Source organism: Micromonospora sp. CPCC 205546, from assembly GCF_036902715.1.
Lineage (GTDB): Bacteria > Actinomycetota > Actinomycetes > Mycobacteriales > Micromonosporaceae > Micromonospora.
The window spans coordinates 13,020-28,332 of sequence record NZ_JBAKHL010000081.1 but is presented as its reverse complement, the minus strand read 5'-3'; the positions used below and the strand labels follow the sequence as shown (position 1 = coordinate 28,332).

General features: G+C 71.7%; 14 protein-coding genes. 6 read left to right on the top strand and 8 right to left on the bottom strand.

Going from position 1 to position 15,313, the window contains the following annotated elements:
* Positions 1-1,212 (top strand): cell division protein PerM (locus V6U77_RS26200; protein WP_442934513.1); only part of this gene is annotated, 1,212 nt, incomplete at its 5' end.
* 144 nt (positions 1,213-1,356) lie between these two features.
* Here the strand turns inward: V6U77_RS26200 and V6U77_RS26195 are convergent.
* Positions 1,357-1,656 (bottom strand): DUF4190 domain-containing protein, encoded by a 300-nt coding sequence (locus V6U77_RS26195; RefSeq protein ID WP_334609384.1) that lies wholly within the window; start codon positions 1,654-1,656, stop codon positions 1,357-1,359.
* A 304-nt stretch (positions 1,657-1,960) separates the two neighbouring features.
* A complete protein-coding gene (locus V6U77_RS26190) occupies positions 1,961-2,260 on the bottom strand; it encodes a CD225/dispanin family protein (RefSeq protein ID WP_334609382.1) in 300 nt (99 codons plus the stop codon).
* Positions 2,261-2,442: 182 nt separating this feature from the next.
* On the opposite strand from V6U77_RS26190, the gene purN reads away from it, so the two are divergent.
* The gene (gene purN, locus V6U77_RS26185; protein WP_334609380.1) at positions 2,443-3,063 is read left to right on the top strand and encodes a phosphoribosylglycinamide formyltransferase; all 621 of its coding nucleotides are present in this window, start codon (positions 2,443-2,445) and stop codon (positions 3,061-3,063) included.
* Positions 3,060-4,631, top strand: a complete 1,572-nt coding sequence (gene purH, locus V6U77_RS26180) for a bifunctional phosphoribosylaminoimidazolecarboxamide formyltransferase/IMP cyclohydrolase (protein WP_334609379.1) — start codon at positions 3,060-3,062, stop codon at positions 4,629-4,631. The genes purN and purH overlap by 4 nt, the downstream gene beginning before the upstream one ends.
* A gap of 80 nt (positions 4,632-4,711) precedes the next feature.
* On the opposite strand, the gene V6U77_RS26175 is transcribed toward purH, so the two are convergent.
* The 5 genes from V6U77_RS26175 to V6U77_RS26155 form a co-directional block, all read right to left on the bottom strand.
* On the bottom strand, positions 4,712-5,740 hold the full coding sequence (locus V6U77_RS26175; protein WP_334609377.1) for an ABC transporter ATP-binding protein: 1,029 nt from the start codon (positions 5,738-5,740) through the stop codon (positions 4,712-4,714).
* Complete coding sequence (locus V6U77_RS26170; protein ID WP_334609376.1) at positions 5,724-6,761, bottom strand: ABC transporter ATP-binding protein; 1,038 nt, start codon at positions 6,759-6,761, stop codon at positions 5,724-5,726. The genes V6U77_RS26175 and V6U77_RS26170 overlap by 17 nt, the downstream gene beginning before the upstream one ends.
* Positions 6,762-6,823: 62 nt before the next feature.
* Complete coding sequence (locus V6U77_RS26165; RefSeq protein WP_334609375.1) at positions 6,824-7,780, bottom strand: ABC transporter permease; 957 nt, start codon at positions 7,778-7,780, stop codon at positions 6,824-6,826.
* Between the two features lie 20 nt (positions 7,781-7,800).
* Positions 7,801-8,739 carry an ABC transporter permease gene (locus V6U77_RS26160; protein WP_334609373.1) on the bottom strand — a complete coding sequence of 313 codons (939 nt, stop codon included), beginning with the start codon at positions 8,737-8,739 and terminating at the stop codon, positions 7,801-7,803.
* 84 nt (positions 8,740-8,823) lie between these two features.
* Complete coding sequence (locus V6U77_RS26155) at positions 8,824-10,428, bottom strand: peptide ABC transporter substrate-binding protein (protein WP_334609372.1); 1,605 nt, start codon at positions 10,426-10,428, stop codon at positions 8,824-8,826.
* Between the two features lie 430 nt (positions 10,429-10,858).
* Here V6U77_RS26155 and V6U77_RS26150 point away from each other — a divergent pair, with 430 nt between their 5' ends.
* Positions 10,859-11,719, top strand: coding sequence for a bifunctional methylenetetrahydrofolate dehydrogenase/methenyltetrahydrofolate cyclohydrolase (locus tag V6U77_RS26150; RefSeq protein ID WP_334609371.1), 861 nt, complete (start codon positions 10,859-10,861; stop codon positions 11,717-11,719).
* 141 nt (positions 11,720-11,860) lie between these two features.
* A complete protein-coding gene (gene mdh, locus V6U77_RS26145; protein WP_334609370.1) occupies positions 11,861-12,811 on the top strand; it encodes a malate dehydrogenase in 951 nt (316 codons plus the stop codon).
* A gap of 56 nt (positions 12,812-12,867) precedes the next feature.
* Here the strand turns inward: mdh and V6U77_RS26140 are convergent, their stop codons facing one another.
* On the bottom strand, positions 12,868-13,674 hold the full coding sequence (locus V6U77_RS26140) for an MBL fold metallo-hydrolase (RefSeq protein ID WP_334609369.1): 807 nt from the start codon (positions 13,672-13,674) through the stop codon (positions 12,868-12,870).
* 138 nt (positions 13,675-13,812) lie between these two features.
* Between V6U77_RS26140 and V6U77_RS26135 the strand changes: the two genes are divergently transcribed.
* Entirely contained in the window at positions 13,813-15,030 is a 1,218-nt protein-coding gene (locus V6U77_RS26135; RefSeq protein ID WP_334609367.1) for an NADP-dependent isocitrate dehydrogenase, read from the top strand.
* The last annotated feature ends 283 nt before the right edge of the window (positions 15,031-15,313 follow it).

Genomic DNA, 15,313 nt, shown 5'->3' with positions numbered 1-15,313 from the left:
CCGGCCGCCCCCGTCGGGCGGGGCCGGCGGGTGCCCACGCCGCGCGCCGGCGAGCCGCGCCGCAGCCGCGCACCGCTCGTCGTCGCCGCCGGGGTCGCCGCCGGGTGGGCGGCGCTCACCTCGTGGCTGCCGGTCGTGGTCGTGCTCTGGCTGTTCCAGCTCAGCGAGGGTGCCGCCTCCGTGTCAGGGGCGCTCCGCGCCGGGCTGGCCGGCTGGCTGCTCGGGCACGGCGTCCCGCTGGACACCGTCGCCGGTCCGCTCGGGCTGGCCCCGCTGGCGCTGACCGTGCTGGTCGTCTGGCGGCTGACCCGGGCGGGCGTGCACGCCAGCCGGGCCATCGGCGCGCGGGGTGGGCGCTCGCCCCGGCAGGCCCTCCTCGCCGCCGGCACGGTCGGCGTCGCGTACGCGCTGCTCGGGGTGCTCGCCGCGGTCCTGGCCGGCGCCGCACCGGTCCGCGCCGGGCTGACCCTCCTGGTGCTCGGCACGCTCGCGGCCCTCGTCGGCTCGGCGCGCACCACCAACGTGGCCGGCCTGCTCGCCACGCGCGCCCCGGAGCCGCTGCGCGACGGGATCCGCACCGGGCTCGTCGCCGGGCTGCTGCTCTTCGGCGCGGGGGCCGGTGCGGCGGGGCTCGCCGTGGCCACCGGGGGCGGGGACGCCGCCGACCTGATCGGGGCCTACCGCACCGGGGTCGCCGGCCAGGCCGGAATCACGCTGGTCAGCCTCGCCTACGCGCCCAACGCCACGATCTGGGCGGTCAGCTACCTGCTCGGTCCGGGTTTCGCCGTCGGCACCGACACGGCGGTGCGCACCAGCGAGGTCTCCGTGGGGGCGTTGCCGGCCGTACCGCTGCTGGCCGGGCTGCCGCGTGGGCCGATCGACGGGCTCGGGGCCGGGCTGCTCGCGGTGCCGGTCCTCGCCGGGATGGCCGCGGGCTGGCTGCTCGCCCGCCGGCTGCTCCGGCTCGCCGCCGACGACCGGGCGCCGCTGCGCTGGGGGCCGCTGCTCGGCTCGGCGGCGCTGGCCGGTCCGGTGGCCGGCCTGCTGCTGGGCGCCGCAGCGGCCGCCTCCGCCGGATCGCTCGGCGGCGGCCGGCTGGCCCAGGTGGGGCCCGTCGCCTGGCAGGTGGCCGCGGTGGCGACCGCCGTCGTCACGGTCGGGGCGTTGATCGGCGCCGCCGCGACCCGGGCGCTGTCCCGCACGTCCCGCTGAGGGCACGGCGTCGACGTCGGCGGCGGTGACCGCACGGCGGCTGGCACCGGGCGCAGGGTCATCGCGACAGTCGAGGCGCCCGGCGTGCCGGCAGACGCCGAAGGGGCGCCCCGGACGAGCCGGGACGCCCCTGTCGCATGCCGGTCAGGGCTGGGTGGGCAGCGTCAGACTGAAGCCCAGGAAGACGATCTGGAGCAGGCCGAGCACGACGCCGACGGCGCCGCAGATCATGCCGGCGAGGGCCTGACCGTTGTTGTCGGCCAGCCCCCGGGTGGCCTTCTGCTTGCCCAGCCACCCGGTCACCAGCGCAGCGAGGCCCAGCGGGATGCCGAGGTAGCAGCAGACCAGCGGGATCGAGGCGATGCCGAGGATCATGGACACCAGGCCGAGGGTGTTCTGCTGCTGCCCCGGGCCCTTCGCGGCGAACCCCGCGTTGGGATACATGGGCGGCGGCGGGTACGCCTGCTGGCCGTACGGGTCCTGGTGCGGCTGCTGCCCGTACGGCTGCCCGAGGTGGGCGGCTGCCCGTACGGGTCCGGCTGACCGTACGGGTTCTGCTGGCCGTAGGGGTCCTGCGGCGCGGCGTACGGGTCGTTCGGCTGCCCGGAGGTGGGCTGCTGCCCGTACGGCGCCGCAGGCGGCGGGGCGTACGGGTCGTGGTGCGGCGCGGTCGGATCCTGGTGCGGCTGCTGGCCGTACGGGTCCTGTCCGGGGTAACCGGGCTGCATGCGACTCCTCGTCCGATCTGTCAGTAGCTGCTGGTGGAGGTGCTGCCGCCCACCACGCCGGCGAGGCCACCCAGCAGGCAGCACACCAGCACGATCACGTACCAGCTGATGCCGACGATGAGGGCCCACTTGGACCACTTCTTCGACTCGGCGGCGGCAGCCTGGGCCCCGGCGTAGTCGCCCTGCTGGAGCAGCTGGTTCACCTTGGAGGCGTTGATGATCGCCGGGATGGCCAGCGGCCAGAAGAGGAAGATGGCGACGATCGACATCGTCATGTTGTTGTTGATCTGCGGCTGCTGCGGCTGGTATCCGGGCTGCATTTCGGCGTACTCCTCATTCCACTCGACACCCCGCCGGGGCGTCGGATCACTGACGGGTGCGGGCCGGACGCGCGCCGGGCCCGAGCGACCGGCAGCGTACCTGGTCCGGGCCCTTCGCGTCGTCGGCGAATGTCGCAATGCCCAGCGGATGGACCTGCCGGCAGGCCCGATAGGGTGGCCCGGTGACCGAGCCCGCGCCCGTCGCCCGCATCGTCGTCCTCGTCTCCGGCTCCGGGAGCAACCTCCAGGCCCTGCTCGATGCGAGCGTCGATCCGGCGTACGGGGCCCGGGTGGTGGCCGTCGGCGCCGACCGGGACGGCATCGCGGGGCTGGACCGGGCCGCCGCCGCCGGGGTGCCGACCTTCGTCGAGCGGGTCGCCGACCACCCCACCCGCGAGGACTGGGACGCCGCGCTGACCGCGCGCGTCGCCGGGCACCGGCCCGACCTGGTCGTCTCCGCCGGCTTCCTCAAGCTGGTCGGCCCGCACTTCCTGGCCGCCTTCGGCGACCGCTACCTGAACACGCACAACACGCTGCTGCCGGCGTTCCCCGGCATCCACGGCCCGCGTGACGCCCTCGCCTACGGCGTGAAGGTCACCGGGGCCACGCTCTTCTTCGTCGACGCCGGCATGGACACCGGCCCGATCGTCGCGCAGGTCGCCGTGCCGGTGCACGACGACGACGACGTCGAGACGCTCACCGAGCGCATCAAGGAAGCCGAGCGGCGCCAGCTCGTCGAGCAGGTGGGCCGCCTGGTCCGTGAAGGTTGGACGATCACCGGAAGAAAGGTCACGGTCCCGTGAGTTCCACTCAGGACGAACGCTGCCCGATCAGGCGGGCGCTGGTCAGCGTCTACGACAAGACCGGCCTGGTCGAGCTGGCCCGGGCGCTGCACGCGGCCGGGGTGGAGATCGTCTCGACCGGCAGCACGGCCTCGGCCATCGCCGGCGCGGGGGTGCCGGTGACGCCGGTGGAGACGGTGACCGGTTTCCCGGAGATCCTCGACGGCCGGGTCAAGACGCTGCACCCGAAGGTGCACGGCGGGCTCCTCGCCGACCTGCGCAAGGACTCGCACGTCGCCCAGCTCGACGAGCACGGCATCGCGGGGATCGACCTACTGGTGTCCAACCTCTACCCGTTCCAGGCCACGGTCGCCTCCGGCGCCGGCGTCGAGGAGTGCGTCGAGCAGATCGACATCGGCGGTCCGGCCATGGTGCGGGCCGCCGCCAAGAACCACGCCTCGGTCGCCGTGGTGACCGACCCGGCCGCGTACCCGGCCCTGCTCGCCGCGCTCGACGAGGGCGGCTTCACGCTGGCCCAGCGGCGGGTGCTGGCGGCCCGCGCCTTCGCCGTCATCGCCGAGTACGACGTGGCGGTCGCCGAGTGGTGCGCCACCACGCTGGCGCCCGAGGAGAACGGCTGGCCGGACTTCGCCGGGCTGTCGCTGCGCCGCTCGGCGGTGCTGCGCTACGGCGAGAACCCGCACCAGCCGGCGGCGCTCTACGTCGACCCGTCCAGCCCGGCCGGGCTCGCCCAGGCCGAGCAGCTGCACGGCAAGGAGATGTCCTACAACAACTACGTCGACGCGGACGCGGCGTGGCGGGCGGCCAACGACTTCGCCGACCAGCCGGCCGTGGCGATCATCAAGCACGCCAACCCGTGCGGCATCGCGGTCGGCGCCGACGTGGCCGAGGCACACCGCAAGGCGCACGACTGTGACCCGGTCTCCGCGTACGGCGGGGTGATCGCGGTCAACCGGCCGGTCTCGGTCGAGCTGGCCCGGCAGGTCTCGGAGATCTTCACCGAGGTGCTGGTGGCACCCGGGTTCGACGAGGGCGCGGTGGAGATCCTCCAGGGCAAGAAGAACATCCGGCTGCTGCACGCGCCGGCCTTCGACCCGTTGCCCGCCGAGTGGCGGCAGGTCACCGGCGGCGTACTGGTCCAGGTGGCCGACCGGATCGACGCTGAGGGCGACGACCCGGCCAACTGGCGGCTGGCCACCGGCGAGGCCGCCGACGAGGCGACGCTGCGTGACCTGGCCTTCGCCTGGCGGGCGGTGCGCGCGGTGAAGAGCAACGCGATCCTGCTGGCCAGGGACGGCGCGACCGTCGGCGTCGGGATGGGCCAGGTCAACCGGGTCGACTCGGCGCAGCTCGCGATCAGCCGCGCCGGGGCGGACCGCGCCCTTGGCTCGGTCTGCGCCTCGGACGCCTTCTTCCCGTTCGCCGACGGCCCGAAGATCCTCATCGACGCCGGCGTCCGCGCGATCGTGCAACCGGGCGGCTCGATCCGGGACGAGGAGGTGATCGCGGCCTGCAAGCAGGCCGGCGTCACCATGTACCTCACCTCCACCCGCCACTTCTTCCACTGACCCACACCCCCGTCCCGCGCCCCCGATCGACGGCGCGGGGCGGGGCGGGGCTGGGACGGGGCGGGGAGCAACTACGGGGGTCAGGGGGTGGGGCGGAGGGCGGCGAAGTGGCAGGCTGAGGGGTGCGGGTCCGCCGCGCGGGGGACCGCGTGGGGTTCCTCGACGGCGCACACCTCCTGCGCCTTCCAGCAGCGGGTGCGGAAGTTGCAGCCGCTCGGCGGGTCCGCCGGGCTCGGCACGTCGCCGGTGAGCCGGATCATGGTGCGCCGGTCGCGGGCCTCCGGGTCGGGCACCGGCACGGCAGAGAGCAGCGCCTGGGTGTACGGGTGGGTGGCGCGCTCGTAGATCTCGTCCTCGGTGCCGATCTCCACGATCTTGCCGAGGTACATCACCGCGACCCGGTCGGAGATGTGCCGGACCACCGACAGGTCGTGCGCGATGAAGATGTACGACAGGCCGAACTCGTCCTGGAGCTTCTCCAGCAGGTTGATCACCTGGGCCTGGATCGAGACGTCCAGGGCGCTGACCGGCTCGTCGCAGACGATGATCTCGGGCCGCAGGGCGAGCGCCCGGGCGATGCCGATGCGCTGCCGCTGACCGCCGGAGAACTGGTGCGGGTACCGGTTGATGTGCTCCGGGTTCAGGCCGACCACGTCGAGCAGTTCCCGTACCCGGGTCTGCCGGCTGCCCTTCGGCGCGGCGTCCGGGTGGATCTCGAACGGCTCACCGATGATGTCGCCGACCGTCATCCGCGGGTTCAGCGAGGTGTACGGGTCCTGCATGACCATCTGCATGTTGCGCCGCAGCCGGCGCAGCTCGGCACCGGAGGCGGAGAACAGGTCCCTGCCCTCCAGGGTGGCCCGGCCCGCGGTCGGCGTCTCCAGCCGCATGAGCAGCCGGGCCAGCGTCGACTTGCCGCAGCCCGACTCGCCGACCACCCCGAGGGTCTCGCCCCGGCGCAGCTCGAAGCTGACGCCGTCGACGGCCTTGACTGCGCCGACCTGCCTCTGCAGCAGCACGCCCCGCCGGATGGGGAAGTGCTTGACGAGGTCGTCGACGGCGAGGATCGTCTCGCCGCGCACCTTGGTCGGGCTAGCGGGCGCTGTCATCACGGACCTCCTGGGCGAAGTGGCACGCGCTGGTCCGGCCGTCGTCCAGGACCAGGTCGTGCGGCACCACGTCGACGCAGACCTGCTGCGCGTACGGGCACCGGGGGTGGAAGGGACAGCCGGACGGGATCCGCATCAGGTTGGGCGGTAGCCCCCTGATGGTGGAGAGTTCCTGACCCCGTACGTCCAGCCTCGGGATCGACTCCAGCAACCCCTTCGTGTACGGGTGGGCCGGCGCCCGGTACAGCGAGTGGACGTCGGCGTGCTCGACGATCCGGCCGGCGTACATGACGGCGATCCGGTCCGCGACGCCGGCCACCACGCCGAGGTCGTGCGTGATCAGGATCATCGCCATGTCGAGGTCGCGGCGCAGGTCGGCCAGCAGGTCCATGATCTGGGCCTGCACGGTGACGTCCAGGGCCGTCGTCGGCTCGTCCGCGATCAGCACCCTCGGGTTCATGGCCAGTGCCATCGCGATCATGACGCGCTGCCGCATCCCGCCGGAGAACTGGTGCGGATAGTCGCCGAGCCGCCTGGCGGCCCCCGGGATCCGTACCAGGTCCATCAGCTCGACGACCCGGGCGCGGGCGTCCGCCTTCGACATGCCCTCGCGCTGGCGCAGCGTCTCGCCGACCTGCCAACCCACCGGGAACACGGGGTTCAGCGCGGAGAGGGCGTCCTGGAAGATCATCGCGATCTCCTTGCCGCGCACCTGCCGGCGCTGCTCCTCCGGCAGCTTCAGCAGGTCCCGCCCCTGGTAGCGGACCTCGCCGGAGCGGATCACGGCCGGGGGAGTGTCGAGGATGCCCATGATCGCCTGGGCGGTGACCGACTTGCCGGAGCCCGACTCGCCGAGCACGGCGAGCGTCTCGCCGGGATCCAGGTGGTACGAGACCCCGTTGATCACCTTGGCCACGCCCTCGCCGGTGCGGAACTCGACGTGCAGGTCCCGTACGTCCAGCAGGTGCCCACCCTCGGGCGTGGGGGAGGCCGGTGTGGGGTGGACGGCGGACTGGCTCACGGTTCCTGCCTTTCGCTTGCGACTGCGGGGCCCGCTGCGCCCACTCCTCGCGCTCGCACGGGTCAGCGCAGCTTCGGGTCGAAGGCGTCGCGGATCGCGTCGCCGAGCATGATGAACGCCAGCACGGTCAGTGCGAGGAACGTCGACGGGACCAGCAGCGGGGTGGCCGACTCCCGCATGTGCACCCGGCCCGCGTCGATGTCGATGCCCCAGGAGATGGTCGGCGCCTTGAGCCCGATGCCGAGGAAGCTCAGCGTGGCCTCGGCGGCGATGAACGAGCCGAGCGCGATGGTCAGCACCACGATCGCCGGGGCGAGCGCGTTGGGCAGGATGTGGCGCAGCATGATCCGGCCGTCGCCGGCGCCGAGCATCCGCGCCGCCGCGACGTAGTCCTGCTCCTTGGCCGTGATCACCGAGGAGCGGACGACGCGCGCGGCCGTGGTCCAGCCGAGGATCGCCAGCACGAAGATCACCGCGCCGATCCGGACCGCCGAGCTGTCGCTGTTGACCCGCTTGAGCAGCACGATCGCGGCGAGCAGGAGCGGGATGCCGAGGACGATGTCGATCACCCGGGAGAGCACCGCGTCGACCCAGCGGCCGAAGTAGCCGGCCAGCATCCCGACGGCGAGCGCGATCAGGCCGGTGAGCAGTGCCGAGAGCGCGCCGACCAGCAGCGACGCGCGGGCCCCGTACACCGCCCGGGAGTACGTGTCGCAGCCCTGGAAGTCGTAGCCGAAGATGGCCCCGCCGGACGGGCCGGCGTGCTGGCGGGCCAGCACGCAGTCGCGCGGGTCGTTCGCGGTGAACAGGCCGGGCACGGCGGCCATGGCGGCGACCAGCACGACGAGGACCAGGCTGATCCAGAAGATCGGCTTGCGGCGCAGGTCGCGCCAGGCGTCACCGGCCAGGCTGCGGGGCTTCTGCGGTACGCCGACCTGCCCCGGCGCGCCGGGCTCACCCGATGGCCCCCGCCGCGCGGCCTGGTTCTCGCTCGCGGCGACGGTCTCGAAGTCACTCATGCCCGATTCCTCCGGTGCACTCACTCATAGCGGATCCTCGGGTCGAGTACGGCGTACAGGACGTCCACCACCAGGTTGGAGACGAGGTAGACCACGACGAGCACGCTGACGATGCCCACCACCAGGGGGCCGTCCTCGGTGCGGATGCCGCGGAAGAGGTTGAAGCCGACCCCGGGGATGTTGAACACGCCCTCGGTGATGATGGCGCCGCTCATCAGGTTGCCCAGCTCGACGCCGAGGAAGGTGACCACCGGGATGAGCGAGTTGCGCAGCACGTGGACGCTGACGATCCGCCGCTTCACCAGTCCCTTCGACCGGGCGGTGCGCACGTAGTCGGCGCGCAGGTTCTCGGCCACCGACGTCCGGGTCAGCCGCAGCGCGGTGGCCAGCGAGAGCGAGCCGAGCACGATGCCGGGCAGCAGGAGCGCGTACAGGTCCGGGTCGGCGCCGGCCGTGGGCGGGAAGAGCTGCCACCTGACGCCGAGGAGGTACTGCGCCAGCGGGGCGAGCACGATCGTCGGGATGCCGAGCACCAGCAGGGTCAGCAGCAGCGTCGAGTTGTCGAAGATGCTGGCCCGCCGGATGCCGGCGAGTACGCCCGCGGTGACCCCGAAGAGGATGGTCACGGCCATGGCGATGAGCGCCAGCTTGACCGTGACCGGCCAGGCGGCGGCCAGGATGTCGCCGATCGAGCGGCCGGTGAGGGACTGCCCTAGGTCACCCTGGAGCAGGTTCTTGAGGTAGTCGAAGTAGCGGTAGAAGAAGCCCCCGACCCCGGTGCGGTCGAGGTGGAACTTCTCCGTCAGGTATGCCCGCTGGGCCGCCGTGACCGGGCGCTCGCCGGCGAGCGCCTGGATCGGGTCGCCCTGGCCGGCGAACATCAGCGCGTAGACGATCAGCGTGGTCCCGAAGAACGCGAGGACCATCTGGAGCAGACGCCGCAGGATGAAGCGGAACATACTGGCAGTCTTGCTGAAAAAGGGCGAAGAGGATGGCGGGTCGGGCCACCGTCCGCCGATGGCCCGACCCGTCACGCCGTGGTGCTACTTGAGAGCCTCGATCTTCACCAGGTCGATGCGGTCGAAGAGATCCATCTCGACGTTCGTGACCTTGGTCGAGTGGCCGAAGTTGTTCTGGCCGTACCGCAGCGGGATCACCGGCAGGTCCTCCGCCAGCAGGTCCTCCGCCGCCTGGTACTTCTTGATCGCCTCGTCCTCGTTCGCGGCGCTGGCGCCCTCGGCGAGCAGCTTGTCGAACGCGGGGTTGCTGTAGCCGTAGTAGTTCGACGAGCCGTTGCTGCTGTACAGCGGGCCCAGGTAGTTCTCCATGGACGGGTAGTCCATGACCCAGCCCATCCGGAACAGGCCGACCGGCTGCTTGTCCTTCACCTTGGTCAGCAGGTCCGCGAACTTCGGCTCGGCGGTGCCCACGCAGTCCACGCCCAGGTTGGTCTTGAGCTGGTTGCAGGTCGCGTCGATCCAGTCCTTGTGGCCGCCGTCGCCGTTGTAGGACAGCTCGATCTTCGCGGGGCCGCCCGCGGCCTGGTACAGGCTCTTGGCCTTGGCCGGGTCGAACTCGCCGGCCTCGCCGATGGTGTTGTCGCGGTAGCCCGCGACGACAGGCGAGACGAACGAGCGGGCCGGCTGCTGCGAGTCCTTGAAGATCGACTTGGTGATCTCGTCCCGGTCGACGGCCATCGAGATGGCCTTGCGCACGTCCGGGTTGCTGAACTCCTCCTGGAACGTCGGGAAGGCCAGCACCTGCAGCGACGAGGCGGGGCTCTGCTTGAACCGGTCACCGAGGTCGGTGCCGGCCGTCGAGAGGTTCTCGGTCGGGATCGTCTTGATGACGTCCAGGTTGTCCGAGAGCACGTCCGCGTACGCGGCGGTCGGCTGCTGGTAGATCCGGAACTCGACGCCGGCCACCTTCGGCTTCTCGCCCGGGAAGGCGTCGTACTTCTCGACCTCGACCTTGGCGTCGTGCTGCCAGGTGCCCTTCATCTTGAACGGGCCCTGACCGACCGGCGCCTGCTCGTAGGTCTCGGCCAGCACGCCGGGCGCGGAGAACGCGGCCTTCGGCATCGGGTAGAAGGCGGTGTAGCCGAGCATGGTCTTGAACTCGCTGTACGGCTGGGACAGCGTGACGGTGAAGGTCAGGTCGTCGACCTTCTTCAGCCCGGTGAGGGCCTTGGCCTTCGGGGTCTCGCCCTGCATGTCCTCGTAGCCGGCGATCTTCTCGAAGAAGTAGCTGGAGTTCTGGCCGTTGGGGGCGTAGGCGCCGTAGTTCCAGGCGTCGACGTAGTTGTCGGCCGTGACCTTCTCGCCGTCGTGGAAGGTGTAGCCGTCCTTCAGCTTGACCGTCCAGGTCGTGTTGTCCTCGGACGTCACCGACTCGGCCGCCACCTCGTAGGGCTTGTTGGCCTCGTCGTAGTCGACCAGCGGGCTGAACAGGGCGGCGAGCACCTGCGAGCCGCTCGTCTCGTTGGTGTTGGTCGGCACCAGGTGCTGCGGCTCGGCGATCTCGATCCGCACGGCCGCGTCGGGGTTGCTCTCGCCGGATCCACCGTCGCCGCCCGAGCCGCAGGCCACCAGGCCCAGGGTCACCGCGAGCGGGAGGGCGGTCCAGGCAGCGAGCCTACGAACACGCATGTAGCCTCCTCATCTCCTCACGCTGCGCAGTCAGGCCCGGCGCTGGGTTTACGCTGCGCAACGTTGGGCAACGGTAGGTCACCGGCTGGCGATCGACAACGGCCGGGTTGCGAAGACGTAACGGACCCACCGTGGAGGCCTTGCTGGGGCGGCCCGCGTCTGCTATCGCCGTCGGGCCTCAGAAATGGCATCTGGCTGCGACAACTCTCGGCCTCGCCGATGGCCATCGCGACCCCCGACCCGTGTGCGCCCGCTCGCGGCGGGCGTGCCCACCTGCCCCTCGCGCTGCCGGTTCGTCCGGATCCGGGAGACGCTGGGGCCACCGTAACGTAGCTGAGAGTGATTAACTGCACGTCACTCTTCGTGGTCACATTGCCTGCCTGGCGAAGGTAGTGGGCTCGCCGGCCGCCGGCCGTGAGACGATCTGGGCGTGACGGCGACGCTTCTGGACGGCAAGGCGACCGCGGCGGAGATCAAGGACGAGCTGCGGACACGGGTCAAGGCACTGGCGGAACGCGGCATCACCCCCGGGCTCGGCACCGTCCTGGTCGGTGCGGACCCCGGCTCCCAGGCGTACGTCAACGGCAAGCACCGCGACTGCGCCGAGGTGGGCATCGCCTCGATCCGCCGGGAGCTGCCGGCCGACGCGACCCAGGAGCAGGTCGACGCCGTGCTCGCCGAGCTGAACGCCGACCCGGCGTGCCACGGCTACATCGTCCAGCTGCCGCTACCGGGCCACCTCGACACCCAGCGGGTGCTGGAGCTGATCGACCCCGACAAGGACGCCGACGGCCTGCACCCGGTCAACCTCGGCCGGCTCGTCCTGGGCTACGACGGTCCGCTGCCCTGCACCCCGCGCGGCATCGTCGAGCTGCTGCGCCGGCACGACGTGGCGCTGCGCGGCGCCAAGGTCGCCGTGGTCGGTCGCGGCAACACCGTCGGCCGCCCGCTCGGCCTGCTGCTCACCCGGCGCAGCGAGAACGCCACGGTGACCCTCTGCCACACCGGCACCCTCGACCTGGCCTCGCACACCCGCGCCGCCGACATCGTCATCGTGGCCGCCGGCGTGCCGGGCCTGCTCACCGCCGACATGCTCACGCCGGGCGCGGTGGTGGTCGACGTGGGCATCACCCGGGTGATCGGCGCGGACGGCAAGGGCCGCTACACCGGCGACGTCGCCGCCGACGCGGCGGAGGTGGCCGGCAAGCTGGTGCCCATGCCGGGCGGCGTCGGCCCGATGACCCGCGCGATGCTGCTGACCAACGTCGTGGAGCGCGCCGAGCGCGACTGAGCGCCCGCCGGGCCCCGTCCGGAGCCGGACGGCGGTGACGTTCGCCCCATCCCGGCGATGGCCGCCGCCCCTGGCCTGTTCGGTGCCAGGATGACTGATACGGTCCGGAAAACCGACTGGTAGCAGGGGAGTGGGACGACCATGGGTAAGAAGGTCACTGTCGTCGGGGCCGGCTTCTACGGCTCCACCACCGCGCAGCGCCTGGCCGAGTACGACGTCTTCGACACCGTCGTGATCACCGACATCGTGGAGGGCAAGCCCGCGGGTCTCGCCCTGGACCTCAACCAGTCGCGCGCCATCGAGGGCTTCGAGACCAAGGTGGTCGGCGCGACCACCGGCCCGAACGGCGAGGGCTACGAGGCGATCGAGGGCTCGGACGTCGTGGTGATCACCGCCGGCCTGCCGCGCAAGCCGGGCATGAGCCGGATGGACCTGCTGGAGACGAACGCCAAGATCGTCCGTCAGGTCTCCGAGAACGTCGCCAAGTACGCCCCGAACGCCGTCGTCATCGTGGTGTCCAACCCGCTGGACGAGATGACCGCGCTGGCCCAGCTCGCCACCCAGTTCCCGAAGAACCGGGTGCTCGGCCAGGCCGGCATGCTGGACACCGCCCGGTTCACCAACTTCGTGGCCGAGGCGCTGAGCGTACCGGTGAAGTCGGTCAAGACGCTGACCCTCGGCTCGCACGGCGACACGATGGTGCCGGTGCCCTCGCAGAGCACGGTCGACGGCAAGCCGCTGCGCGAGGCCATGCCGGCCGAGCAGATCGAGGAGCTGGTCGTCAAGACCCGCAACGGCGGCGCCGAGGTGGTCGCGCTGCTCAAGACCGGCTCGGCCTACTACGCGCCGTCGGCCGCCGCCGCCCGGATGGCCAAGGCCGTCGCGGAGGACTCCGGCGAGGTCATGCCGGTCTGCGCCTGGGTCGACGGTGAGTACGGCATCTCCGGCGTCTACCTGGGTGTCGAGGCCGCGATCGGCGCCGAGGGCGTCAAGCGGGTCGTCGAGACCGACCTGGACGCCGACGAGCTGGCCAGCCTGAAGGAGGCGGCCGAGGCCGTCCGCGCCAAGCAGGGCGACGTCGCCAGCATGTGATCCACCCGCCGAGGGGGCACGCCGGTCGCCGGCGTGCCCCCTCGCGTCGTGTCCGGCTACAGCGTCACGAACGCCTCGCCCAGGTGCGGGGTGGCGAGCACCGTGGACCCGCGCGCGGCCAGGTCGCGCAGCAGCCCCACCCGCGAGGCGCGCGCCACGGTGGCATCCTCCTCGTGGGCGTACGCCAGCTCGGGGTCGACCAGTTGCACGGCGTGCACCAGCAGGTCGCCGGTGAACAGCAGGCGTTCGTCGTCGACCTCCAGCAGCACCGACTGGTGCCCGGGCGTGTGCCCCGGCGTCGACAGCAGCCGTACGGTCGGATCGAGCCTCTCCGCGCCGTCGACCACCCGGAGTTGGCCGGCGGCGCGCAACGGCGCGACCAGGCCGGCCGACAGGCCCGGGTTGAGATGCCCCACGGCGGCCAGTTCGGCCCGCTGGAGCACGTAGTCGGCGTTGGGGAAGTACGGCGTGCCCGGCGAGCCGGTGACCGCCCAGCCGACGTGGTCGCTGTGCAGGTGGGTGAGCACCACCGTGCGCACGTCGGCCGGCGCGATGCCGGCGGCGGCGAGTTCGGCCGGCAGCCGGCCGGGCACCGGCGCCCAGCTCGCGGCGGGGGAGCCGGCCGGGCCGATCCCGGCGTCGACCAGGGTCACCGGCCCGTCCCCGGCGCGGATGGCGAAGCTGCGGAACGGCAGCCACCACCGCCCGTCGACGGTCACCGTGACCGGGTCCCGCCGGTCGGCGGCGCGCCACTGTTCCGCCGTGGCGTCCGGAAACGCCTCCGCGCGAGGCTGGAAGAAGGGCCCCTCGCCGTCGGTGAGCGCGGTGACCGTGATAGACCCGAGGATGCGGCTCAGCGGCATCGGGCGATCATGCCAGCGGTCTCCTGCGCCGTGCACTCCGTTTCCTCCGGCCTGACCGAGGCCGGCTGGGGACTGCCGACCAGTTTCCAGTACGCTCGTACTGCTTGAGCATGTGTCCCCCGAGAGGAGCGCCGGTCGATGGCGAAGATCAAGGTAAACAACCCGGTCGTTGAGCTCGACGGCGACGAGATGACCCGGATCATCTGGAAGCAGATCCGGGAGCAGCTGATCCTGCCCTACCTCGACGTCGACCTGCACTACTACGACCTGTCGATCCAGCACCGCGACGAGACCGACGACCAGGTCACCGTCGACGCCGCCAACGCCATCAAGGAGCACGGCGTCGGCGTCAAGTGCGCCACCATCACCCCGGACGAGGCCCGGGTGGAGGAGTTCGGCCTGAAGAAGATGTGGCGGTCGCCGAACGGCACGATCCGCAACATCCTCGGCGGCGTCGTCTTCCGCGAGCCGATCATCATGTCCAACGTGCCGCGGCTGGTCCCCGGCTGGACCAAGCCGATCATCATCGGCCGGCACGCCCACGGTGACCAGTACAAGGCCACCGACTTCGTCGTCCCCGGCCCGGGCAAGGTGACCGTCACCTACACCCCGGCCGACGGCAGCGCCCCGGTGGAGATGGAGGTCGCCAACTTCTCCGGCGGCGGCATCGCCATGGGCATGTACAACTTCGACGAGTCGATCCGGGACTTCGCCCGCGCGTCGTTCCGCTACGGCCTGGACCGCAACTACCCGGTCTACCTGTCCACCAAGAACACCATCCTCAAGGCGTACGACGGCCGGTTCAAGGACATCTTCGCCGAGGTGTTCGAGAACGAGTTCAAGGCCGAGTTCGACGCCGCCGGCATCACCTACGAGCACCGGCTCATCGATGACATGGTCGCCGCCGCGCTCAAGTGGGAGGGCGGCTACGTCTGGGCCTGCAAGAACTACGACGGTGACGTGCAGTCCGACACCGTCGCGCAGGGCTTCGGCTCGCTGGGCCTGATGACCTCGGTGCTGCTCTCCCCGGACGGCCGTACGGTCGAGGCCGAAGCCGCGCACGGCACGGTCACCCGGCACTACCGGCAGTGGCAGAAGGGCGAGAAGACCTCGACCAACCCGATCGCGTCGATCTACGCCTGGACCCGGGGCCTGGCCCACCGGGGCAAGCTGGACGGCACCCCGGCGGTCACCGAGTTCGCCAACACCCTGGAGCAGGTCATCGTCGACACCGTCGAGGGCGGCCAGATGACCAAGGACCTCTCGCTGCTCATCTCGCGGGACGCCCCGTGGCTGACCACCGACGAGTTCATGAACGCGCTCGACGAGAACCTGGCGCGCAAGCTCTCCGCCTGATCCTCGTCCACCCGGGGCGGCGCGAAGCGCCCCCCCGCGAAACAGGGGCCCGCCGCCCCCCGCGGGCGGGCTCCTGCCGTTCCGCGCCCGCTCCCCACGCCCCGCTCGCCGTCGACGGCCACGGTGCGGCGACGAGCCGTCCAGATCTTGGTACCGGAAGGCCCCTCCGGGGGCCGTTTCCTGCCAAGAGCCGCTCGGTCGCTCCGGGTAGGCGGCGTGTCGGCGGGTGACGCGCCGGTCGCGTCACCTACCTCGGCGCGCCTCGTTGACCTGGGTGGACGAG

Excerpts from the sequence above, each read along its gene's own strand:
- V6U77_RS26195 (WP_334609384.1), bottom strand. The coding sequence starts at position 1,656 with ATGTATCCCAACGCGGGGTTCGCCGCGAAGGGCCCGGGGCAGCAGCAG.
- V6U77_RS26190 (WP_334609382.1), bottom strand. The coding sequence starts at position 2,260 with ATGCAGCCCGGATACCAGCCGCAGCAGCCGCAGATCAACAACAACATG.
- V6U77_RS26175 (WP_334609377.1), bottom strand. The coding sequence starts at position 5,740 with ATGACAGCGCCCGCTAGCCCGACCAAGGTGCGCGGCGAGACGATCCTC.
- V6U77_RS26165 (WP_334609375.1), bottom strand. The coding sequence starts at position 7,780 with ATGAGTGACTTCGAGACCGTCGCCGCGAGCGAGAACCAGGCCGCGCGG.
- V6U77_RS26160 (WP_334609373.1), bottom strand. The coding sequence starts at position 8,739 with ATGTTCCGCTTCATCCTGCGGCGTCTGCTCCAGATGGTCCTCGCGTTC.
- V6U77_RS26155 (WP_334609372.1), bottom strand. The coding sequence starts at position 10,428 with ATGCGTGTTCGTAGGCTCGCTGCCTGGACCGCCCTCCCGCTCGCGGTG.
- mdh (WP_334609370.1), top strand. The coding sequence starts at position 11,861 with ATGGGTAAGAAGGTCACTGTCGTCGGGGCCGGCTTCTACGGCTCCACC.
- V6U77_RS26140 (WP_334609369.1), bottom strand. The coding sequence starts at position 13,674 with ATGCCGCTGAGCCGCATCCTCGGGTCTATCACGGTCACCGCGCTCACC.
- V6U77_RS26135 (WP_334609367.1), top strand. The coding sequence starts at position 13,813 with ATGGCGAAGATCAAGGTAAACAACCCGGTCGTTGAGCTCGACGGCGAC.